This window comes from Brevundimonas sp. SORGH_AS_0993 (assembly GCF_030818545.1).
In the GTDB taxonomy this organism is placed as follows: Bacteria; Pseudomonadota; Alphaproteobacteria; order Caulobacterales; family Caulobacteraceae; genus Brevundimonas.
This window is the reverse complement of sequence record NZ_JAUTAH010000001.1, coordinates 733,131-748,117: the sequence shown is the minus strand read 5'-3', so window position 1 is coordinate 748,117 and position 14,987 is coordinate 733,131. Positions and strand designations below refer to the sequence as shown.

Below are 14,987 nucleotides of genomic sequence, written 5' to 3'. Positions count from 1 at the left end.
CCAGATCAGCCCCCCAGCAACCGCGCCGCCTGCGGGGCGAAATAGGTCAGGACGCCCGCGCAGCCGGCGCGCTTGAACCCGTGCAGAGTCTCAAGGATGGCGCGGTCCTGGTCCAGCCAGCCGTTGGCGATGGAGGCCCGCATCATCGCGTATTCGCCGGACACCTGATAGGCGAAGGTGGGCACGCGGAAGGTCTCGGACACCCGCCGCACGATGTCCAGATAGGGCATGCCGGGCTTTACCATGACGGCGTCGGCGCCTTCCGACAGGTCCATCGCCACCTCCTTCAGCGCCTCGTCGGAGTTGGCGTAGTCCATCTGATAGGTCTTCTTGTCGCCCCTCAGCAGGGTCGAGGAGCCGACGGCGTCCCGATAGGGTCCATAGAAGGCCGAGGCGAACTTGGCCGCATAGGACAGGATCAGGGTGTCCTGGAACCCGTTGGCCTCCAGCGCCTCGCGGACCGCCTGGATGCGCCCGTCCATCATGTCGGACGGCGCGACGACGTCGGCCCCGGCGTGGGCGTGGATGAAAGCCTGTTCGGCCAGCCGTTCCACAGAGGCGTCGTTGGCGATCCGGTCGCCCTCCATCACCCCGTCGTGGCCGTGGTCGGTGTAGCAGTCCAGCGCCACGTCGGTCATGACGCCGATCTCGGGCGCGGCGTCCTTGATGGCGCGGATGCAGTCGGGGATCAGGCCGTCGGGATCGGTCGCGGCCGTGCCGATCGCGTCCTTGATCGCGCCGTCCACGTTGGGAAACAGGGCGACCATCGGAATGCCCAGGTCGCGGGCCTCCACCGCCGCCTGGGCCGCCGCCCTGGGCGACAGGCGGAAGACGCCGGGCATGGAGGGGACCGGAACACGGTCTTCGGCCCCGTCGTGGACGATCAGCGGCCAGATCAGGTCGGCCGGCGTCAGGACGGTCTCCGCCACCAGGCGCCGCACCCAGGGGCTGGCGCGCAGACGGCGCGGGCGGGCGAGCGGGAAGGGGGCGGGCGGATAGGGGAGCATGGCGCGGACCTTGGAAACCTGGCGTGGCGATAGCCCCGCGGCGACCGGGGCGCAAATCGCAGAATGCGTCGAATCGTTTCGCGCGTGATCGCCGCTTGCGCCACACCGAGAAATGCGGGCCTATCGCCGCCATAAATCCAAGGGAGAGGCGAGATGTTCGGACGGTTGGCGGCGGGTGGGGCGATTCTGGCCCTGGCGGCGGGGCTTTCGGGGTGCATCATCATTTCGTCGGAGGGCGGATCGCGCACCGTGGTCGCCCCCGCCGGGGCCGACGGCGCCAGGGGCGCCCCGTCCTACGCTGGCCTCTACGCCGACGCCGTTGCCGATCCCAGGCGTCCGGCCGAGGAGACGGCGCGCGATCCCTTGCGTCATCCGGCCGAGGTGCTGGCCTTCGCCCAGGTGGCGCCGGGCGACAAGGTGGCCGACATCCGACCGGGCGCCGGCTATTTCACCCGACTGTTCTCGGACGTGGTCGGGCCCAACGGCCGCGTTTACGCCTTCGTGCCGAACCGGACCATGGCGCGCGAGAATCCGACCGCCGATCTGCTGGTCGCCGCCTATCCCAACGTCACGCGGGTCAACGGCCTGTTGGACGCTATGACCTATCCCGAGCCGCTGGACATGATCTTCATGAGCCAGGAATACCACGACTTCCATATTCCCGGTTTCAACACCGATGTGGCCCGGATGAACGCCGCCGTCTTCGCGGCCCTTAAGCCCGGCGGCCGCTATGTCGTCATCGACCATCAGGCCGCGTCGGGAACGGGCGTTTCCGTCGTCCAGACGCTGCACCGGATCGAGGGCGACTATCTGAAGCGCGAGGTCAAGGCCGCCGGTTTCGTCTTCGAGGGCGAAAGCCCGGTCGTCGCCAATCCGGCCGACGACCACAGCCTGAACGTGTTCGACGAAAAGATTCGGGGCCGCACCGATCAGTTCGTCTATCGCTTCCGCAAGCCGGGCTGACCAAGGCGCTGTCGCAAGTCGTTCTGAGAACCGTTATCAATTAAGGGTTTGGGCGTTTTGTCCATGTCGGGGACATGGACAAGGCCATCCGTCAGGCGCAAATAATCCCGCAGAAATCGCCATAAGCGAAAGAATGCGTCTGTTGTTCGACTATAAGGCCGCTTTTCAAAACTCGGTGGAGCAGGTCCGTAGCGAAGGGCGCTATCGCGTCTTCGCCGACCTGAAGCGCGTGTGCGGCCAGTTCCCGCAGGCGGTGCGCCGCCGTGCGGACGGGTCCGAGCAGGACGTGGTGATCTGGTGCTCCAACGACTATCTCGGCATGGGCCAGCATCCCGTCGTGGTGTCGGCCATGCAGGACGAGATCGAGCGCACGGGCGCCGGCGCCGGCGGCACGCGCAACATCTCGGGCACGACCCGCTCGGCCGTCGATCTGGAGGCCGAACTGGCCGCCTGGCACGGCAAGGAAGCCGCGCTTCTGTTCACCTCGGGCTATGTCGGCAATGAGGCGACCCTGTCGACCCTGCAGAAAATCCTGCCCGGCCTGATCGTCTTCTCGGACGCCCTGAACCACGCCTCGATGATCGAAGGCATCCGCCACGGCGGCGGCGAACGCCACATCTTCCGCCACAACGACCTGGCGCATCTGGAGCAGCTCCTGGCCGCCGCGCCTGCCGATGCGCCCAAGCTGATCGCCTTCGAAAGCGTCTATTCGATGGACGGCGACATCGCCGATCTGACCGGCACCATCGCCCTGGCCCGGAAATACGGCGCGATCACCTATCTGGACGAGGTCCATGCCGTGGGCCTGTATGGCGCGACCGGCGCGGGCGTGGCCGAACGCGACGGCGTGCTGGACCAGATCGACATCATCGAATGCACCCTGGGCAAGGCCATCGGCGTGATGGGCGGCTATATCGCCGCCGACGCCGTGATCGTGGATGCGGTGCGCAGCTGGGCCTCGGGCTTCATCTTCACCACCAGCCTGCCGCCGGCCTTGACGGCGGGGGCGCTGGCCTCGGTGCGGCATCTGAAGAGCCACCCGGAACTGCGTGAAAAACATCAGGAACGCGCCGCGACGCTGAAGGCCCGTTTCGCCGCCGCCGGCATCCCCGTGATGGAAAGCGAGAGCCATATCGTGCCGGTGCACGTCGGTGATCCGGTCCACTGCAAGATGATCTCGGACATGTTGCTGGACGATTACGGCGTCTATGTTCAGCCGATCAACTATCCGACGGTGCCCAAGGGGACCGAGCGGCTGCGCTTCACACCGTCCCCGAACCACACGGACGAGATGATGGACCATCTGGTCCAGGCGATGGACGCGCTGTTCGCCCACTGCAACGTGGCGCGCCGTCCCGCCGCCGCATGACGACGGGCGACGACCTCGGCGAGGTCATCGTTGAGTTCACCCGCAACGGCCCCTACCTCAAATGCTCGGCCATCCATGTCGCGACAGGCCGGGAGGTCAGCGCCATGGGACCGGTCAATGAACCCAAGTCCGTCGAACGGGTGGCGATCGCCAAGCTGAGGCGGGCCTTGGCGACATAGCGCGCGTGACGATCGCTGCTTAGACTATGGCGATGCTTGATACGCCCACCCTACACACCCCGCGCTTCGAAATGCGCAAGTTGGTTCGTCAGGATGCGGCTGCGTTGTTTCCCACCCTGTCTGACGACGCGCAGTGTCTCTACATGTCGCGCGCCGCTTTTCGCAGCGAAGCGGAACTGGCCGATTGGTTGACCGATCCCGCATGGCCCGGTCGGACCTGGATTGCCGTAGACCGAACCACTGGGGCCGTCGCTGGTCGATACGTCGCTTTTCCCGGTCGGGACGACGGGGTGTTTGAAGTCGGCTATGTCACGGTCATCGACCATCAAGGGCGCGGCGCGGCCAAGGAGTGCATGACGGCTCTGATTTCCCACCTCTTCGAACGTGAGGGGCATCGGCGGGTCTATGCAGAAATCGACGCTGAGAACATCGCATCCATCGCTCTGGCCGAAAGCCTTGGTTTGGTTCGAGAGGGCTGTCTGAGAGAGCACGAAAGGACCCACAAAGGCCTGTGTGACATGGTCATCTATGGCGCGCTGGGGCACGAGTGGCGCGCGCCACAGGCTTCGAACGCCTAGGCGTCGCAGGCTATCCATCGAACGCCACGCCACAAGATGTTGTGGTCGCGCGCGGCTGGGGATAGATAGGCCAGCTTCTGATTTCCGGGGATTCCAGCGTGACGGCCTTCACCCACGACGCCTATTTCACCAAGACGCTCGCTGACGCCGACCCGGATGTCTTCAAGGGCATTCAGGGCGAGCTGGGCCGTCAACGCGAACAGATCGAGCTGATCGCTTCCGAGAATATCGTCTCTCAGGCGGTGCTGGATGCGCAGGGTTCGGTTCTGACTAACAAATACGCCGAAGGCTATCCCGGTCGTCGCTATTACGGCGGCTGCGAGTTCGTCGACATCACTGAGGATCTGGCGCGCGAGCGGGCCAAGCAACTCTTCGGCGCGGCCTTCGCCAACGTCCAGCCGCATTCGGGCGCCCAGGCGAACCAGGCGGTCTTCTTCACCCTGCTGCAGCCCGGCGACACCTTCCTGGGCATGGACCTGGCCTGCGGCGGACACCTGACGCACGGTTCGCCGGCTAATCAGTCGGGCAAGTGGTTCCGCCCCGTGACCTACAAGGTCACGGAAGACACCCATCTGATCGATTACGACCACGTCGCCGAAATGGCCGAGCGTGAGAAGCCCAAGCTGATCCTGGCCGGCGCCAGCGCCTATTCGCGCCACATTGACTTCAAACGCTTCCGCGAGATCGCCGACAGCGTCGGCGCCTATCTGATGGTGGACATGGCCCACTACGCCGGTCTGGTCGCGGGCGGCGCCTATCCCGATCCGATCCCGCATGCCCACGTCGTCACCACCACGACGCACAAGACCCTGCGCGGCCCGCGCGGCGGCATGATCCTGTCCAACGACGCCGACCTGGGCAAGAAGATCAACTCGGCGGTCTTCCCCGGCTTGCAGGGCGGTCCGCTGGAACACGTCATCGCCGGCAAGGCCGTGGCCTTCGGCGAGGCGCTGAAGCCCGAGTTCAAACTCTACGCCCAACAGGTCGTCAAGAACGCCCAGGCCCTGGCCGCCGTTCTGGTCGAACGCGGCCTGGCCATCGTCTCGGGCGGCACCGACAGCCACCTGATGCTGGTCGATCTGCGGCCCAAGGGCGTGACCGGCAAGGCGACCGAGCATGAGCTCGAAAAGGCGCTGATGACTTGCAACAAGAACGGCGTGCCGTTCGACACCGCCCCCTTCACCGTCACCTCGGGCGTCCGCCTGGGCACGCCGGCCGGCACGACGCGCGGCTTCGGCGAGGAAGAGTTCAAGCAGATCGGTCACTGGATCGCCGACGTCGTCTCGTCGATGAACGGCGGCGACGAGGCCGATCCGGCCGTGGTCGCGGGCGTGGCGGCCCAGGTGCGCGAGTTGACGCACCGCTTCCCAATCTACGGATAACCCCCTGATGAAGTGCCCTTTTTGCGGTCATCAGGACACTCAGGTCAAGGACAGCCGGCCGTCGGATGACGGCTCGGCCATCCGCCGCCGCCGGTCCTGCCCGAACTGCAACGGGCGCTTCACGACGTTCGAGCGGGTGCAGCTGCGCGAACTGGTCATCCTGAAACGCAACGGCCGTCGCACCCCGTTCGACCGCGACAAGCTGGAACGCTCGCTGGGCGTGGCCCTGCGCAAGCGCCCGGTTCAGGCCGATCAGGTCGAGCAGATGGTCAACCGGATCGTCCGCCAGCTGGAAAGCCTGGGCGAGACGGAAATCCCGTCCAGCACGGTCGGCGACTTCATCATGAAGGCGCTCAAGGGCGTGGATGAGGTGGCCTATGTCCGCTACGCCTCGGTCTACAAGGACTTCCGCCACACCGGCGACTTCGCCAAATTCCTGGGCGCGGAAGGCTTTTCCGACGGGGGCTTCGACGAGCCGACCCGCAAGGTCTGATGCAGGTCACGCTGAAACTGGCGACCTCCCTGGACGGGCGGATCGCCACTGCCTCGGGCGAAAGCCGATGGATCACCGGAGAGGCCGCTCGGCTTGAGGGCCATCGCCTGCGCGCCGCCCACGACGCCATCCTGGTCGGCGTCGAGACCGTGCTGCACGACGATCCGGAACTGACCGTCCGCCTGCCGGGCCGTCAGGTCGACCAGCCCTTGCGCGTTGTTCTGGACAGCCGCCTGCGCACGCCGTCATCGGCCAAAGTGGCGACCGGCGACCCGGCCCTGATCCTGACGACGTCGCAGCCCCGGCCGCTGGGCGCCGCCCGCGTCGTTCAGGTGCAGGCCGAGGACGGCCGCCCCGCCATCCCCGCCGTACTGAAGGCGCTGACCGCAGCCGGGGTGGGCTCCCTGCTGATCGAGGGCGGGGGCCAGGTCGCGGCCGCCTTTCTGCGCGCCGCGGCGGTGGACCGGCTGGAGTGGTTCCGCGCGCCCATCCTGCTGGGCGGGGAGGGGCGGTCCTGCGTGGCGGCCCTGGCCCTTGCAAACCTGGCCGACGCCCCCACCTTCCGTCGCCTGGAGGTCCGGCCTGTCGGGGACGATCTGTGGGAACGCTACGCCCGCGCCTGACGGAATTCGGACTGTCTGGACTCCGTTTTTCGCAGTCCGGATCGGACATTTCGGACAGTCCGGATTCTTTGGACTGCATTTTTCGGGTCCGAAGGGGGCCAGTCTTCCATGTTCACAGGCATCGTCACCGACATCGGCCGCGTCCGCGACGTTCGGGCGACCGAGCGCGACCGCCGCTATGAGATCGAGACCGCCTGGGACACCGCCGGCATCGCCCTGGGCGCCTCCGTCAGCCACGCGGGCTGCTGCTTGACGGTGACGGAAAAGGGTCACGATTTACGAGGAGGCTGGTTCGCGGTCGAGGTGTCGAACGAGACCCTGTCCAGGACCACCCTGGGCCGCTGGGCCGCGGGCCACCGCGTCAATCTGGAACGGGCGGCGCGGCTGGGCGACGAGATGGGCGGCCATGTCGTCTCGGGCCATGTCGACGGCCTGGGCCGCGTCGTCTCCATCACGCCGGAAGGGGGATCGCACCGGATCGCGGTCGAGGCGCCCGCGCCCCTGCATCGCTTCATCGCCCCCAAGGGCTCGATCACCGTCGATGGCGTCTCCCTGACCGTCAATGCGGTGGAGGGGCGGGTCTTTCATCTGAACATCATCCCCCACACCTGGCAGGTGACGACCCTGGGCGCGCTGAAGCCGGGCGATCCGGTCAATCTGGAGATCGACATGCTGGCGCGTTACCTCGCGCGGTGGCAGGAGACGGCCTGATGCAAGCCCCGGCCGCCCCAGAAAACATGGAAAGTCTGAACGACAGCCCGATCAGTCCCATCGAGGACATTCTGGCCGACGCCCGCAACGGCCGTCCCTACATCCTGGTGGACGCCGAGGACCGCGAGAACGAAGGCGACATCGTCGTTCCGGCCCAGTTCGCCACGCCGGACCAGATCAACTTCATGATCCGCCAGGCGCGCGGCCTGGTCTGTCTGGCCATCACCGCCGAGCGCGCCCAGCAGCTGCGCCTGCCGCCCATGGCCGCCGACAATCGCGAGAGCATGAAGACCGCCTTCACGGTCTCCATCGAGGCGAAGGAAGGGGGTGACGACCGGCATCTCCGCCGCCGACCGTTCGCGCACCATTCAGGTCGCCGCCGATGCGTCGAAGGGCATGGACGACATCGTCTCGCCCGGCCACATCTTCCCTCTGGTGGCGCGCGAAGGCGGCGTTCTGGTCCGCGCCGGCCATACGGAAGCGGCCGTGGACATCAGCCGCATGGCCGGCCTGACGCCCGCCGGGGTGATCTGCGAGATCATCAAGGACGACGGCGAGATGGCGCGGATGCCGGATCTGGTCGCCTTCGCCCAGAGGCACGGGCTGAAGATCGGAACCATCGCCGACCTGATCGCCTACCGCCGCCGCACCGAACGCTTCGTCGAGCGGATCATGGACACGCCGTTCGAGAGCGTCCACGGCGGCCCGTTCCGCCTGATGCTGTATCGGAACACGATCGAGGGGACGGAACACGTCGCCCTGGTCCATGGCCGCATCGACCCCGCCCGGCCGACCCTGGTGCGGATGCACCAGGTGGACTTCGCCTGCGACCTTTTGGGCCACGTCGAGGCGCGCCAGGACTATGTCCCCAGCGCCCTGCGCCAGATCACCGACCATGACGGCGCGGGCGTGGTCGTCTTCCTGCGCGACCCGTCGCTGAATTCCCTGGCGGAACGTCTGGCGGGGACGGACAAGCCGGCGGCGGCGGATCGCTCGCTGCGGGCCTATGGCGTCGGGGCGCAGATCCTGCTGGACCTGGGCGTCAAGGACATGATCGTGATGAGTTCGACGCGACCGGAACCGACGGCGCTGGACGGCTATGGCCTGAAGATCGTCGGCTGGCGCGACATGGATGGAGAGACGAAGGCGTGAACGAATCCCCCCGCATCCTGGTCGTGGAGGCCCGCTTCTACGACGAACTGGCCGACGCCCTCTTGGACGGCGCCAAGGAGACGCTGAAGGCGCGCGGCGCGGCCTTCGACGTCGTCACCGTGCCCGGCGCGCTGGAAATCCCGGCCGCCATCGCCATGGCCGAGGAGGCGGGGCGTTTCCCCACCGCTCCGCGCTATGACGGCTATGTCGCCCTGGGCTGCGTCATCCGAGGCGAAACCTATCATTTCGAGATCGTTTCGGATCATTCTGCGGCCGGTCTCATGGCTCTGGGCGTCAAGGGTCTGGCTATCGGCAACGGCGTCCTGACGACCGAGGACGAGGACCAGGCCTGGGCCAGGGCGCGAATTTCCGAAGGGGATAAGGGCGGCGGTGCGGCGAAAGCCTGTCTGGACCTCATTGCCTTGAAGAAGCGATTGCGGCTAGGCGTCGGCGCATGACTGAACCGAACAGCCTCAAATCCGTCCTGGAGCAGTTGGCCGAGGCCGACAAGCAGAGGGCCGAACCTCATCTCAGCTCCAAGCAGCGCCGCGCGCGCACCGTCTCGCGCCTCGCCGCGGTCCAGGCCCTGTATCAGATGGAGCTGGCGGGCGAGGGGGTGGAGACGGTCATCACCGAATTCTCGAACTTCCGCTTCGACGCCGACATCGAGGGCGAAACCCTGGCCGAGGCGGACGAAGCCTATTTCGCCGACATCGTGCGCGGCGTGATCGACAGCCAGCGCGAGATCGACGCCGCCGTCAAGGCGCGCCTGGCCTCGAACTGGAAGCTGGAGCGGATCGACGCCACCCTGCGCGCCCTGCTGCGTTCGGGCGCCTGGGAGCTGATCAAACACCCCGAGACCCCCCGCGAAGTTGTGATCGACGAATATGTCGAACTGGCCAAGGCGTTTTTCGACGACGCCGAGGCGCGCTTCGTCAATGCGGCGCTGGACGGCGTGGCGAAAGACGCCCGCGCCTGATGCCCGCGCTCGACGTCGCGGGCGAGTTCGAGACGATCGAGAGGCTGCTGAAGCCCCTGGCCCATCCGGAATGGGGCAGGGGACTGGCCGACGATGTGGCGGCCCTGCCGTCCCGCCCCGGCCAGGACCTGGTCCTGACCAAGGACGCCATCGTGGAAGGCGTCCACTTCCTGCCCGACGACCCGTTGGAGACGGTGGCCCGGAAACTGCTGCGGGTGAACCTGTCCGACCTGGCGGCCAAGGGCGCCCAGCCGTTCGGCTATCTGCTGTCCTGCTTCTGGTCCGAACGCTGCGGCTGGCCCGAGCGTCAGGCTTTCGCCGCCGGTCTGGCCCAGGATCAGGCGCGGTTCGGCGTGCATCTTCTGGGCGGCGATACGGTCAGGACGCCGGGGCCGGCCGCCTTCTCCCTGACCGCCCTGGGCTGGACGCCTGCGGGCCGAACCGTGTCGCGCGCCGGCGCCCGGCCGGGCGATCTGGTGTTCGTCACCGGGGTGATCGGCGACGGCCTTCTGGGCCTCCGCGCCGTGCGGGGCGAACTGACGCTGGAGCCGGAACGCCTTGAGGCTCTCGCGGCCCATTACCGCACGCCCGTTCCCCGTCTGGATTTCGCCGACGTGGTCCAGGACCACGCTACAGCCTCGGTGGATGTCTCCGACGGGCTCTTCGCCGACCTGACCCACATCGCGCGGGCCAGCGGCGTGGAGATAGGGCTGAACCTGAACCTCCTGCCCCTGTCGACGGCGGCCCAGGCCTGGATCGCCGACCGTGTCGATCCGCAGCGGTCGCTGGAGGACCTCGCCGCCGGTGGCGACGACTACGAGATCGCCTTCACCGCCCATCCGCGCCATGAAGAGACCCTGCGGCGCGAAGCCGACCGTCGCCTGCTGCGCCTGACCCGGATCGGTCAGGTCGTCGCGGGCGAGGGCCTGGTCGTAACCTACGACGGTCGGCCCATCGTCCCGGCGCGCCAGGGATGGACGCATGGCTGAGGGCGAAACGGAATCCTAACCCGTTCAGGCCATCCTGGCGTCATGGATCGCAGAACCCTGATCTCCGCCGGGGTCGCCGGCCTGGCCGTCGCCACGCCGGCTATCGCTTCGCCCAGCGGCGGCCGCTCGGCCGAACCGCCCGCGCTCAGCATCCCCGGGCTGGGCCTGCCGGTGATCGAAGGCGGGCGTCTGCGCAACTATGTCTTCGTCTCGATGAAACTGATCCTCGGCGCGGGCAAGACGGTGGAGCAGATGCGGAGCAAGGAGGCGTTCTTCCGCGACGCCCTGGTCCGGGCCGCCCACCGCACCCCCTTCACCGTGCCAGGCGACTGGACCCGTCTGGACGAGCGGGCCCTGTCCAACGCCCTCATCGCGGCCGCCGACGGCATTTCCGGCCGGGGGTCCGTGGCTCGGGTCCAGATCCTTTCCCAGGCCCCGCGCCGCCGCACCGGAATGCCCACCCGGCGATAGCCCATCGCGGCCGTTGCATCGCGTGCGAGGCCGTGACACCGTCGTTGCGCAAATCCCAAGGGACGCGCTGATGCGTCTGCCGCGTGCGGGGGGACCGGAAGGCGGACAGAGGCGATAACGCCCACCGCCGCCCCAGGCCCGTGCGCCTGTTTGCAAGGGCATGGAAACGCCAATGACGAACTCACTGACGCTGGTTTTCGCGGCCGGTGTTCTGGCGGTGCTGTATGGCGCCGTTCAGACCGCCGCCCTGATGAAGGCGAGCACTGGCAACGACAAGATGCGAGAGATCGCGGCCGCCATCCAGGAAGGCGCCTCCGCCTATCTGAAGCGGCAGTACATGACCATCGGCATGGTCGGGATCGTCATCCTGATCGCCGCCTATTTCCTGATCGGCTCCTATGCGGCCGTCGGCTTTCTGATCGGCGCGGTTCTGTCGGGCGCGGCGGGCTACGCCGGGATGCTGATCTCGGTGCGGGCCAACGTTCGCACGGCCCAGGCCGCGTCGGAAGGTCTGGCCAGGGGGCTGAACCTGGCGTTCCGCTCGGGCGCCATCACCGGCATGTTCGTGGCGGGCGGCGCGCTGATCGGGGTGTCGGGCTACTACATCGTCCTGACGCAGAACCTGGGTCTGGAAACGACCAGCCGCGAGGTGATCGACGGTCTGGTCGCCCTGGGCTTCGGCGCCTCGCTGATCTCCATCTTCGCGCGACTGGGCGGCGGCATCTTCACCAAGGGCGCCGACGTCGGCGGCGACATGGTGGGCAAGGTCGAGGCGGGCATCCCCGAGGACGATCCCCGGAACGCCGCCACCATCGCCGACAATGTGGGCGACAACGTCGGCGACTGCGCGGGCATGGCCGCCGACCTGTTCGAGACCTATGCGGTGACGACGGTGGCGACCATGGTTCTGGCCGCCATCTTCTTCCGGGGCCAGCCCTATGTCGATCTGATGATGATCCTGCCGCTGGCGATCTGCGCGGTCTGCATCCTGACCTCCATCGTCGGCAGCTTCTTCGTGCGGCTGGGCAAGTCGAACAACATCATGGGGGCCCTGTATCAGGGGCTGATCGTCACCGGCGTCCTGTCCATCGGCGCGGTCTGGTGGGTGATCCACGCCCTGATCCCGGGTCCGGTCGTGACCGCCGGAGGGCTGGAGATTCAGCCCATGGCCCTGTTCTGGTCCGGCATGGTCGGCCTGGCGGTGACGGCGGCCATCGTCGTCGTGACCGAATACTATACAGGCTCGGGCTTCCGGCCGGTGCGGTCGGTGGCCAACGCCTCGGTCTCGGGTCACGGCACCAATGTGATCCAGGGGCTGGCGGTGTCGCTGGAGGCCACGGCCCTTCCGGCCCTGACCATCATCGTCGGCATCGTGGTCAGCTTCCAGCTGGCCGGCCTGTTCGGCATCGCCATCGCCACCACGACCATGCTGGGCGTGGCGGGGATGATCGTGGCGCTGGACGCTTTTGGTCCTGTCACCGACAACGCCGGCGGCATCGCCGAAATGGCGGGCCTGCCCAGCGAGGTGCGTCATTCGACCGACGCTCTGGATGCGGTCGGCAACACCACCAAGGCCGTCACCAAGGGCTACGCCATCGGCTCGGCGGGTCTGGGGGCGCTGGTTCTGTTCGCGGCCTATACCTCCGACCTGCAGTACTTCTCGGCCAATCCGGCGGACTATCCGTTCTTCGCCAATATGGGGCCGGTCGCCTTCGACCTGACCAACCCCTATGTCGTGGTCGGCCTGCTGTTCGGGGGGCTGTTGCCCTTCCTGTTCGGCGGCATGTCGATGATGGCGGTTGGTCGCGCGGCCGAATCGGTCGTGGCCGAGGTGCGGCGTCAGTTCCGCGAGAACCCCGGCATCATGACCTATCAGGTCAAGCCGGAGTACGGGCGGGCGGTCGACATCCTGACCAGGGCGGCGATCCGCGAGATGATCGCGCCGTCCCTGTTGCCGGTCCTTTCGCCCATCTTGCTGTTCGGCGCTGTGCTGGCGATTTCGGACAAGGCCAACGCCTTCGCGGCCCTGGGCGCCATGCTGATGGGGGTGATCGTGACCGGCCTGTTCGTCGCCATATCGATGACCTCGGGCGGCGGCGCCTGGGACAACGCCAAAAAGGTGATCGAGGAGGGCTTTACCGACAAGAACGGCGTCGTCCACGGCAAGGGGTCCGAGGCGCACAAGGCCGCCGTCACGGGCGACACGGTGGGCGATCCCTACAAGGACACCTCCGGCCCGGCGGTGAACCCGATGATCAAGATCACCAACATCGTGGCCCTGCTGCTTCTGGCGGTGCTGGCCAGCGGGACCGTGGGCTAGTTCGCGCCGATCCCGAAACGAGGATGCCCCGGAGAGCGATCTCCGGGGCGTTTCTCCTTGCGGGACCCGTTGTCTTAGTCCGGGCGGCGCTGGCCCGGCGCATCCTCGTCGGTGCGCGGCAGCTGACCGCGACCGACGTTGCCCAACAGTTGCTCCAACACCGTCAGGGCGCGGCCGCGGGTCGGGGTCTCGTTCCGGTTCATCGCGATCTGCTCGCCGTCGGCCAGGCCCAGGGTGCGAACGCCCGTCACCTTGTCGCCCGTGGGTTCGAAGGTGATTTCCGTCACCGTGCGGCTGGACACCTTGGGCAGGTTGTAGGTGTATTTCTCGGTCGTCTGGCTGATGTAGTACCAGACCTGATTGGGTTCGAAGGTCGAGGTGGTCGATGGCGTGCCCAGCTTGGCCAGGACCGTTTCCTTGGTGTCCGTTCCCGCCACCACGTCCTGCGGCTTGGCGTCGATGGCCTGGAAGCCGTTGGAGCCGATCACTGGCGCGCAGGCGGCGCTCAGTCCGGCCAGGGAGACGGCGGCGAAGATCGGTGCGAAACGGGACATGTCGGGCGCCTGCGAGAGAACAAGGTCTTTGACCTAGACGGACCTGCGTCCTAGTTCAACGGCGCGGCGGAAAAGGGGCCGCTGAAATCCATGCTCAAAAACCTGTTCAGACCCCGGCTGCGCGCCCGTATCGGCGACGACTTGTACGCCAAGGCGGTGGCCCAGGCGCGCAATGTCGCCTTCTACACCCGGCTGGCCGTGGCGGACCGGATCGACGCGCGGTTCGAGCTTTACACCCTGCATGTCCTGCTGCTGGTGCTGCGCCTGCGTGACGAGAACACGGCCCAGGGTCAGGAGACGGCGCAGGAACTGTTCGACGTCTATGTCTCCGCCCTGGACCACGTCCTGCGCGAGGAAGGCGTGGGCGACGTGGCGGTCGGCAAGAAGATGCGCAAGCTGGGCGAGGCGCTGTACGGCCGCATGACCGCCTATGAACCGCCGTTGCGCGCCGCCGATGCAGACACCCTGACCGAAGCCCTGGCGCGCAACGTCTATGGGCAAGACGGGGGCCAAGACGGGGCGGAACACGCGGCGGCCCTGGCCGCCTATGCACTGACGGCGCGCGCCAACTTGGCCGCGCAGACATTCAAGGCCGTGCAAACGACGCCGGCCTGGCCCGAGGTTTGAACGATATGACGACGCCCCTTCCTTTCAGCGATCCGGTGCGAATCAACCAGATCGGCGCCGGCCTGGAACGCACGCTGACGCCAGACGCCGAGGCCAGCCGCCGAATCGCGCGCGCTCTGGACCTGCAGGCGCTGGACGGCTTCACCGCCGATCTCAGCCTGGCGCCCACGCCCTCGACCCGCGAATGGACGCTGAAGGGGCGGGTGCGCGCCCATGCGGTCCAGACCTGCGGCATCACCCTGGAGCCGCTGCCCGTCGATGTGGACCGACGCTTCTCGATCCAGCTGGCCGAGGCCGCGCCCGAACAGGCGGATGAAATCGAGGTGACGCTGGACGAGGACGACGCCGACCTGATCGAAGACGGCAAGATCGACCTGGGCCAGTACGCGGTCGAACAGTTGTCGCTGGCGCTGGACCCGTTCCCTCGCAAGCCCGGCGCGTCCTTCGTCCAGCCGGACGAGCCGACGGAAATCTCGCCTTTCGCGGCCCTCAAGGCCCTGAAGCCGCGCGGCGACGAAGGCTGAGGTTGACGTAAGGGCCGGGTGGTTGCATCCCCCGGCGTCGGCGCTATCGTCCAGCGCCCAATCCGA

General features: G+C 67.3%; 17 protein-coding genes and 1 pseudogene. 16 read left to right on the top strand and 2 right to left on the bottom strand.

Annotation, left to right across the window (positions count from 1 at the left end; genetic code table 11):
• Positions 1 to 5: 5 nt before the first annotated feature.
• A complete protein-coding gene (gene hemB, locus QE389_RS03735; protein WP_307364749.1) occupies positions 6 to 1,007 on the bottom strand; it encodes a porphobilinogen synthase in 1,002 nt (333 codons plus the stop codon).
• Between the two features lie 153 nt (positions 1,008 to 1,160).
• Between hemB and QE389_RS03730 the strand changes: the two genes are divergently transcribed.
• The 14 genes and pseudogenes from QE389_RS03730 (at position 1,161) to QE389_RS03665 (ending at position 13,216) form a co-directional block, all read left to right on the top strand.
• A complete protein-coding gene (locus QE389_RS03730; protein WP_307364748.1) occupies positions 1,161 to 1,970 on the top strand; it encodes a class I SAM-dependent methyltransferase in 810 nt (269 codons plus the stop codon).
• A gap of 133 nt (positions 1,971 to 2,103) precedes the next feature.
• A complete protein-coding gene (gene hemA / locus QE389_RS03725) occupies positions 2,104 to 3,339 on the top strand; it encodes a 5-aminolevulinate synthase (RefSeq protein WP_307364747.1) in 1,236 nt (411 codons plus the stop codon).
• Entirely contained in the window at positions 3,336 to 3,518 is a 183-nt protein-coding gene (locus QE389_RS03720) for a hypothetical protein (protein WP_295173088.1), read from the top strand. The genes hemA and QE389_RS03720 overlap by 4 nt, the downstream gene beginning before the upstream one ends.
• Positions 3,519 to 3,550: 32 nt before the next feature.
• Positions 3,551 to 4,096 (top strand): GNAT family N-acetyltransferase, encoded by a 546-nt coding sequence (locus QE389_RS03715; protein ID WP_307364746.1) that lies wholly within the window; start codon positions 3,551 to 3,553, stop codon positions 4,094 to 4,096.
• A 98-nt stretch (positions 4,097 to 4,194) separates the two neighbouring features.
• Positions 4,195 to 5,478: a serine hydroxymethyltransferase gene (gene glyA / locus QE389_RS03710; RefSeq protein ID WP_307364745.1), complete on the top strand. Its 1,284-nt coding sequence runs from the start codon at positions 4,195 to 4,197 to the stop codon at positions 5,476 to 5,478.
• Between the two features lie 7 nt (positions 5,479 to 5,485).
• The gene (gene nrdR, locus QE389_RS03705; RefSeq protein ID WP_307364744.1) at positions 5,486 to 5,971 is read left to right on the top strand and encodes a transcriptional regulator NrdR; all 486 of its coding nucleotides are present in this window, start codon (positions 5,486 to 5,488) and stop codon (positions 5,969 to 5,971) included.
• Entirely contained in the window at positions 5,971 to 6,594 is a 624-nt protein-coding gene (locus QE389_RS03700) for a RibD family protein (RefSeq protein ID WP_307364743.1), read from the top strand. The genes nrdR and QE389_RS03700 overlap by 1 nt, the downstream gene beginning before the upstream one ends.
• 108 nt (positions 6,595 to 6,702) lie before the next feature.
• Positions 6,703 to 7,305 carry a riboflavin synthase gene (locus QE389_RS03695; protein WP_307364742.1) on the top strand — a complete coding sequence of 201 codons (603 nt, stop codon included), beginning with the start codon at positions 6,703 to 6,705 and terminating at the stop codon, positions 7,303 to 7,305.
• A gap of 26 nt (positions 7,306 to 7,331) precedes the next feature.
• Positions 7,332 to 8,457: pseudogene (gene ribB / locus QE389_RS03690) on the top strand (3,4-dihydroxy-2-butanone-4-phosphate synthase).
• Positions 8,454 to 8,915, top strand: a complete 462-nt coding sequence (gene ribH, locus QE389_RS03685; protein WP_307364741.1) for a 6,7-dimethyl-8-ribityllumazine synthase — start codon at positions 8,454 to 8,456, stop codon at positions 8,913 to 8,915. Before ribB ends, ribH begins: the two are co-directional and overlap by 4 nt.
• Positions 8,912 to 9,436: a transcription antitermination factor NusB gene (gene nusB, locus QE389_RS03680; RefSeq protein ID WP_307364740.1), complete on the top strand. Its 525-nt coding sequence runs from the start codon at positions 8,912 to 8,914 to the stop codon at positions 9,434 to 9,436. Before ribH ends, nusB begins: the two co-directional genes overlap by 4 nt.
• On the top strand, positions 9,436 to 10,425 hold the full coding sequence (thiL, locus tag QE389_RS03675) for a thiamine-phosphate kinase (protein WP_307364739.1): 990 nt from the start codon (positions 9,436 to 9,438) through the stop codon (positions 10,423 to 10,425). The genes nusB and thiL overlap by 1 nt, the downstream gene beginning before the upstream one ends.
• A gap of 42 nt (positions 10,426 to 10,467) precedes the next feature.
• The gene (locus QE389_RS03670; protein WP_307364738.1) at positions 10,468 to 10,896 is read left to right on the top strand and encodes a hypothetical protein; all 429 of its coding nucleotides are present in this window, start codon (positions 10,468 to 10,470) and stop codon (positions 10,894 to 10,896) included.
• A gap of 172 nt (positions 10,897 to 11,068) precedes the next feature.
• Positions 11,069 to 13,216 (top strand): sodium-translocating pyrophosphatase, encoded by a 2,148-nt coding sequence (locus QE389_RS03665; RefSeq protein ID WP_307364737.1) that lies wholly within the window; start codon positions 11,069 to 11,071, stop codon positions 13,214 to 13,216.
• Positions 13,217 to 13,290: 74 nt separating this feature from the next.
• On the opposite strand, the gene QE389_RS03660 is transcribed toward QE389_RS03665, so the two are convergent.
• Positions 13,291 to 13,770, bottom strand: coding sequence for an outer membrane protein assembly factor BamE (locus tag QE389_RS03660; protein ID WP_292176624.1), 480 nt, complete (start codon positions 13,768 to 13,770; stop codon positions 13,291 to 13,293).
• 90 nt (positions 13,771 to 13,860) lie between these two features.
• Here QE389_RS03660 and QE389_RS03655 point away from each other — a divergent pair, with 90 nt between their 5' ends.
• Positions 13,861 to 14,397, top strand: coding sequence for a ubiquinol-cytochrome C chaperone family protein (locus QE389_RS03655; protein ID WP_307364735.1), 537 nt, complete (start codon positions 13,861 to 13,863; stop codon positions 14,395 to 14,397).
• A gap of 5 nt (positions 14,398 to 14,402) precedes the next feature.
• Positions 14,403 to 14,921 (top strand): DUF177 domain-containing protein, encoded by a 519-nt coding sequence (locus QE389_RS03650; RefSeq protein ID WP_307364734.1) that lies wholly within the window; start codon positions 14,403 to 14,405, stop codon positions 14,919 to 14,921.
• Positions 14,922 to 14,987 lie beyond the last annotated feature (66 nt).

Bases quoted from the DNA above. Each gene is read 5' to 3' on its own strand.
- nrdR (WP_307364744.1), top strand. From the start codon at position 5,486: ATGAAGTGCCCTTTTTGCGGTCATCAGGACACTCAGGTCAAGGACAGC.
- QE389_RS03665 (WP_307364737.1), top strand. From the start codon at position 11,069: ATGACGAACTCACTGACGCTGGTTTTCGCGGCCGGTGTTCTGGCGGTG.
- QE389_RS03695 (WP_307364742.1), top strand. From the start codon at position 6,703: ATGTTCACAGGCATCGTCACCGACATCGGCCGCGTCCGCGACGTTCGG.
- hemA (WP_307364747.1), top strand. From the start codon at position 2,104: ATGCGTCTGTTGTTCGACTATAAGGCCGCTTTTCAAAACTCGGTGGAG.
- QE389_RS03720 (WP_295173088.1), top strand. From the start codon at position 3,336: ATGACGACGGGCGACGACCTCGGCGAGGTCATCGTTGAGTTCACCCGC.
- QE389_RS03655 (WP_307364735.1), top strand. From the start codon at position 13,861: ATGCTCAAAAACCTGTTCAGACCCCGGCTGCGCGCCCGTATCGGCGAC.
- nusB (WP_307364740.1), top strand. From the start codon at position 8,912: ATGACTGAACCGAACAGCCTCAAATCCGTCCTGGAGCAGTTGGCCGAG.
- QE389_RS03650 (WP_307364734.1), top strand. From the start codon at position 14,403: ATGACGACGCCCCTTCCTTTCAGCGATCCGGTGCGAATCAACCAGATC.
- QE389_RS03715 (WP_307364746.1), top strand. From the start codon at position 3,551: ATGCTTGATACGCCCACCCTACACACCCCGCGCTTCGAAATGCGCAAG.
- QE389_RS03730 (WP_307364748.1), top strand. From the start codon at position 1,161: ATGTTCGGACGGTTGGCGGCGGGTGGGGCGATTCTGGCCCTGGCGGCG.
- thiL (WP_307364739.1), top strand. From the start codon at position 9,436: ATGCCCGCGCTCGACGTCGCGGGCGAGTTCGAGACGATCGAGAGGCTG.
- QE389_RS03660 (WP_292176624.1), bottom strand. From the start codon at position 13,770: ATGTCCCGTTTCGCACCGATCTTCGCCGCCGTCTCCCTGGCCGGACTG.
- hemB (WP_307364749.1), bottom strand. From the start codon at position 1,007: ATGCTCCCCTATCCGCCCGCCCCCTTCCCGCTCGCCCGCCCGCGCCGT.
- QE389_RS03700 (WP_307364743.1), top strand. From the start codon at position 5,971: ATGCAGGTCACGCTGAAACTGGCGACCTCCCTGGACGGGCGGATCGCC.
- QE389_RS03670 (WP_307364738.1), top strand. From the start codon at position 10,468: ATGGATCGCAGAACCCTGATCTCCGCCGGGGTCGCCGGCCTGGCCGTC.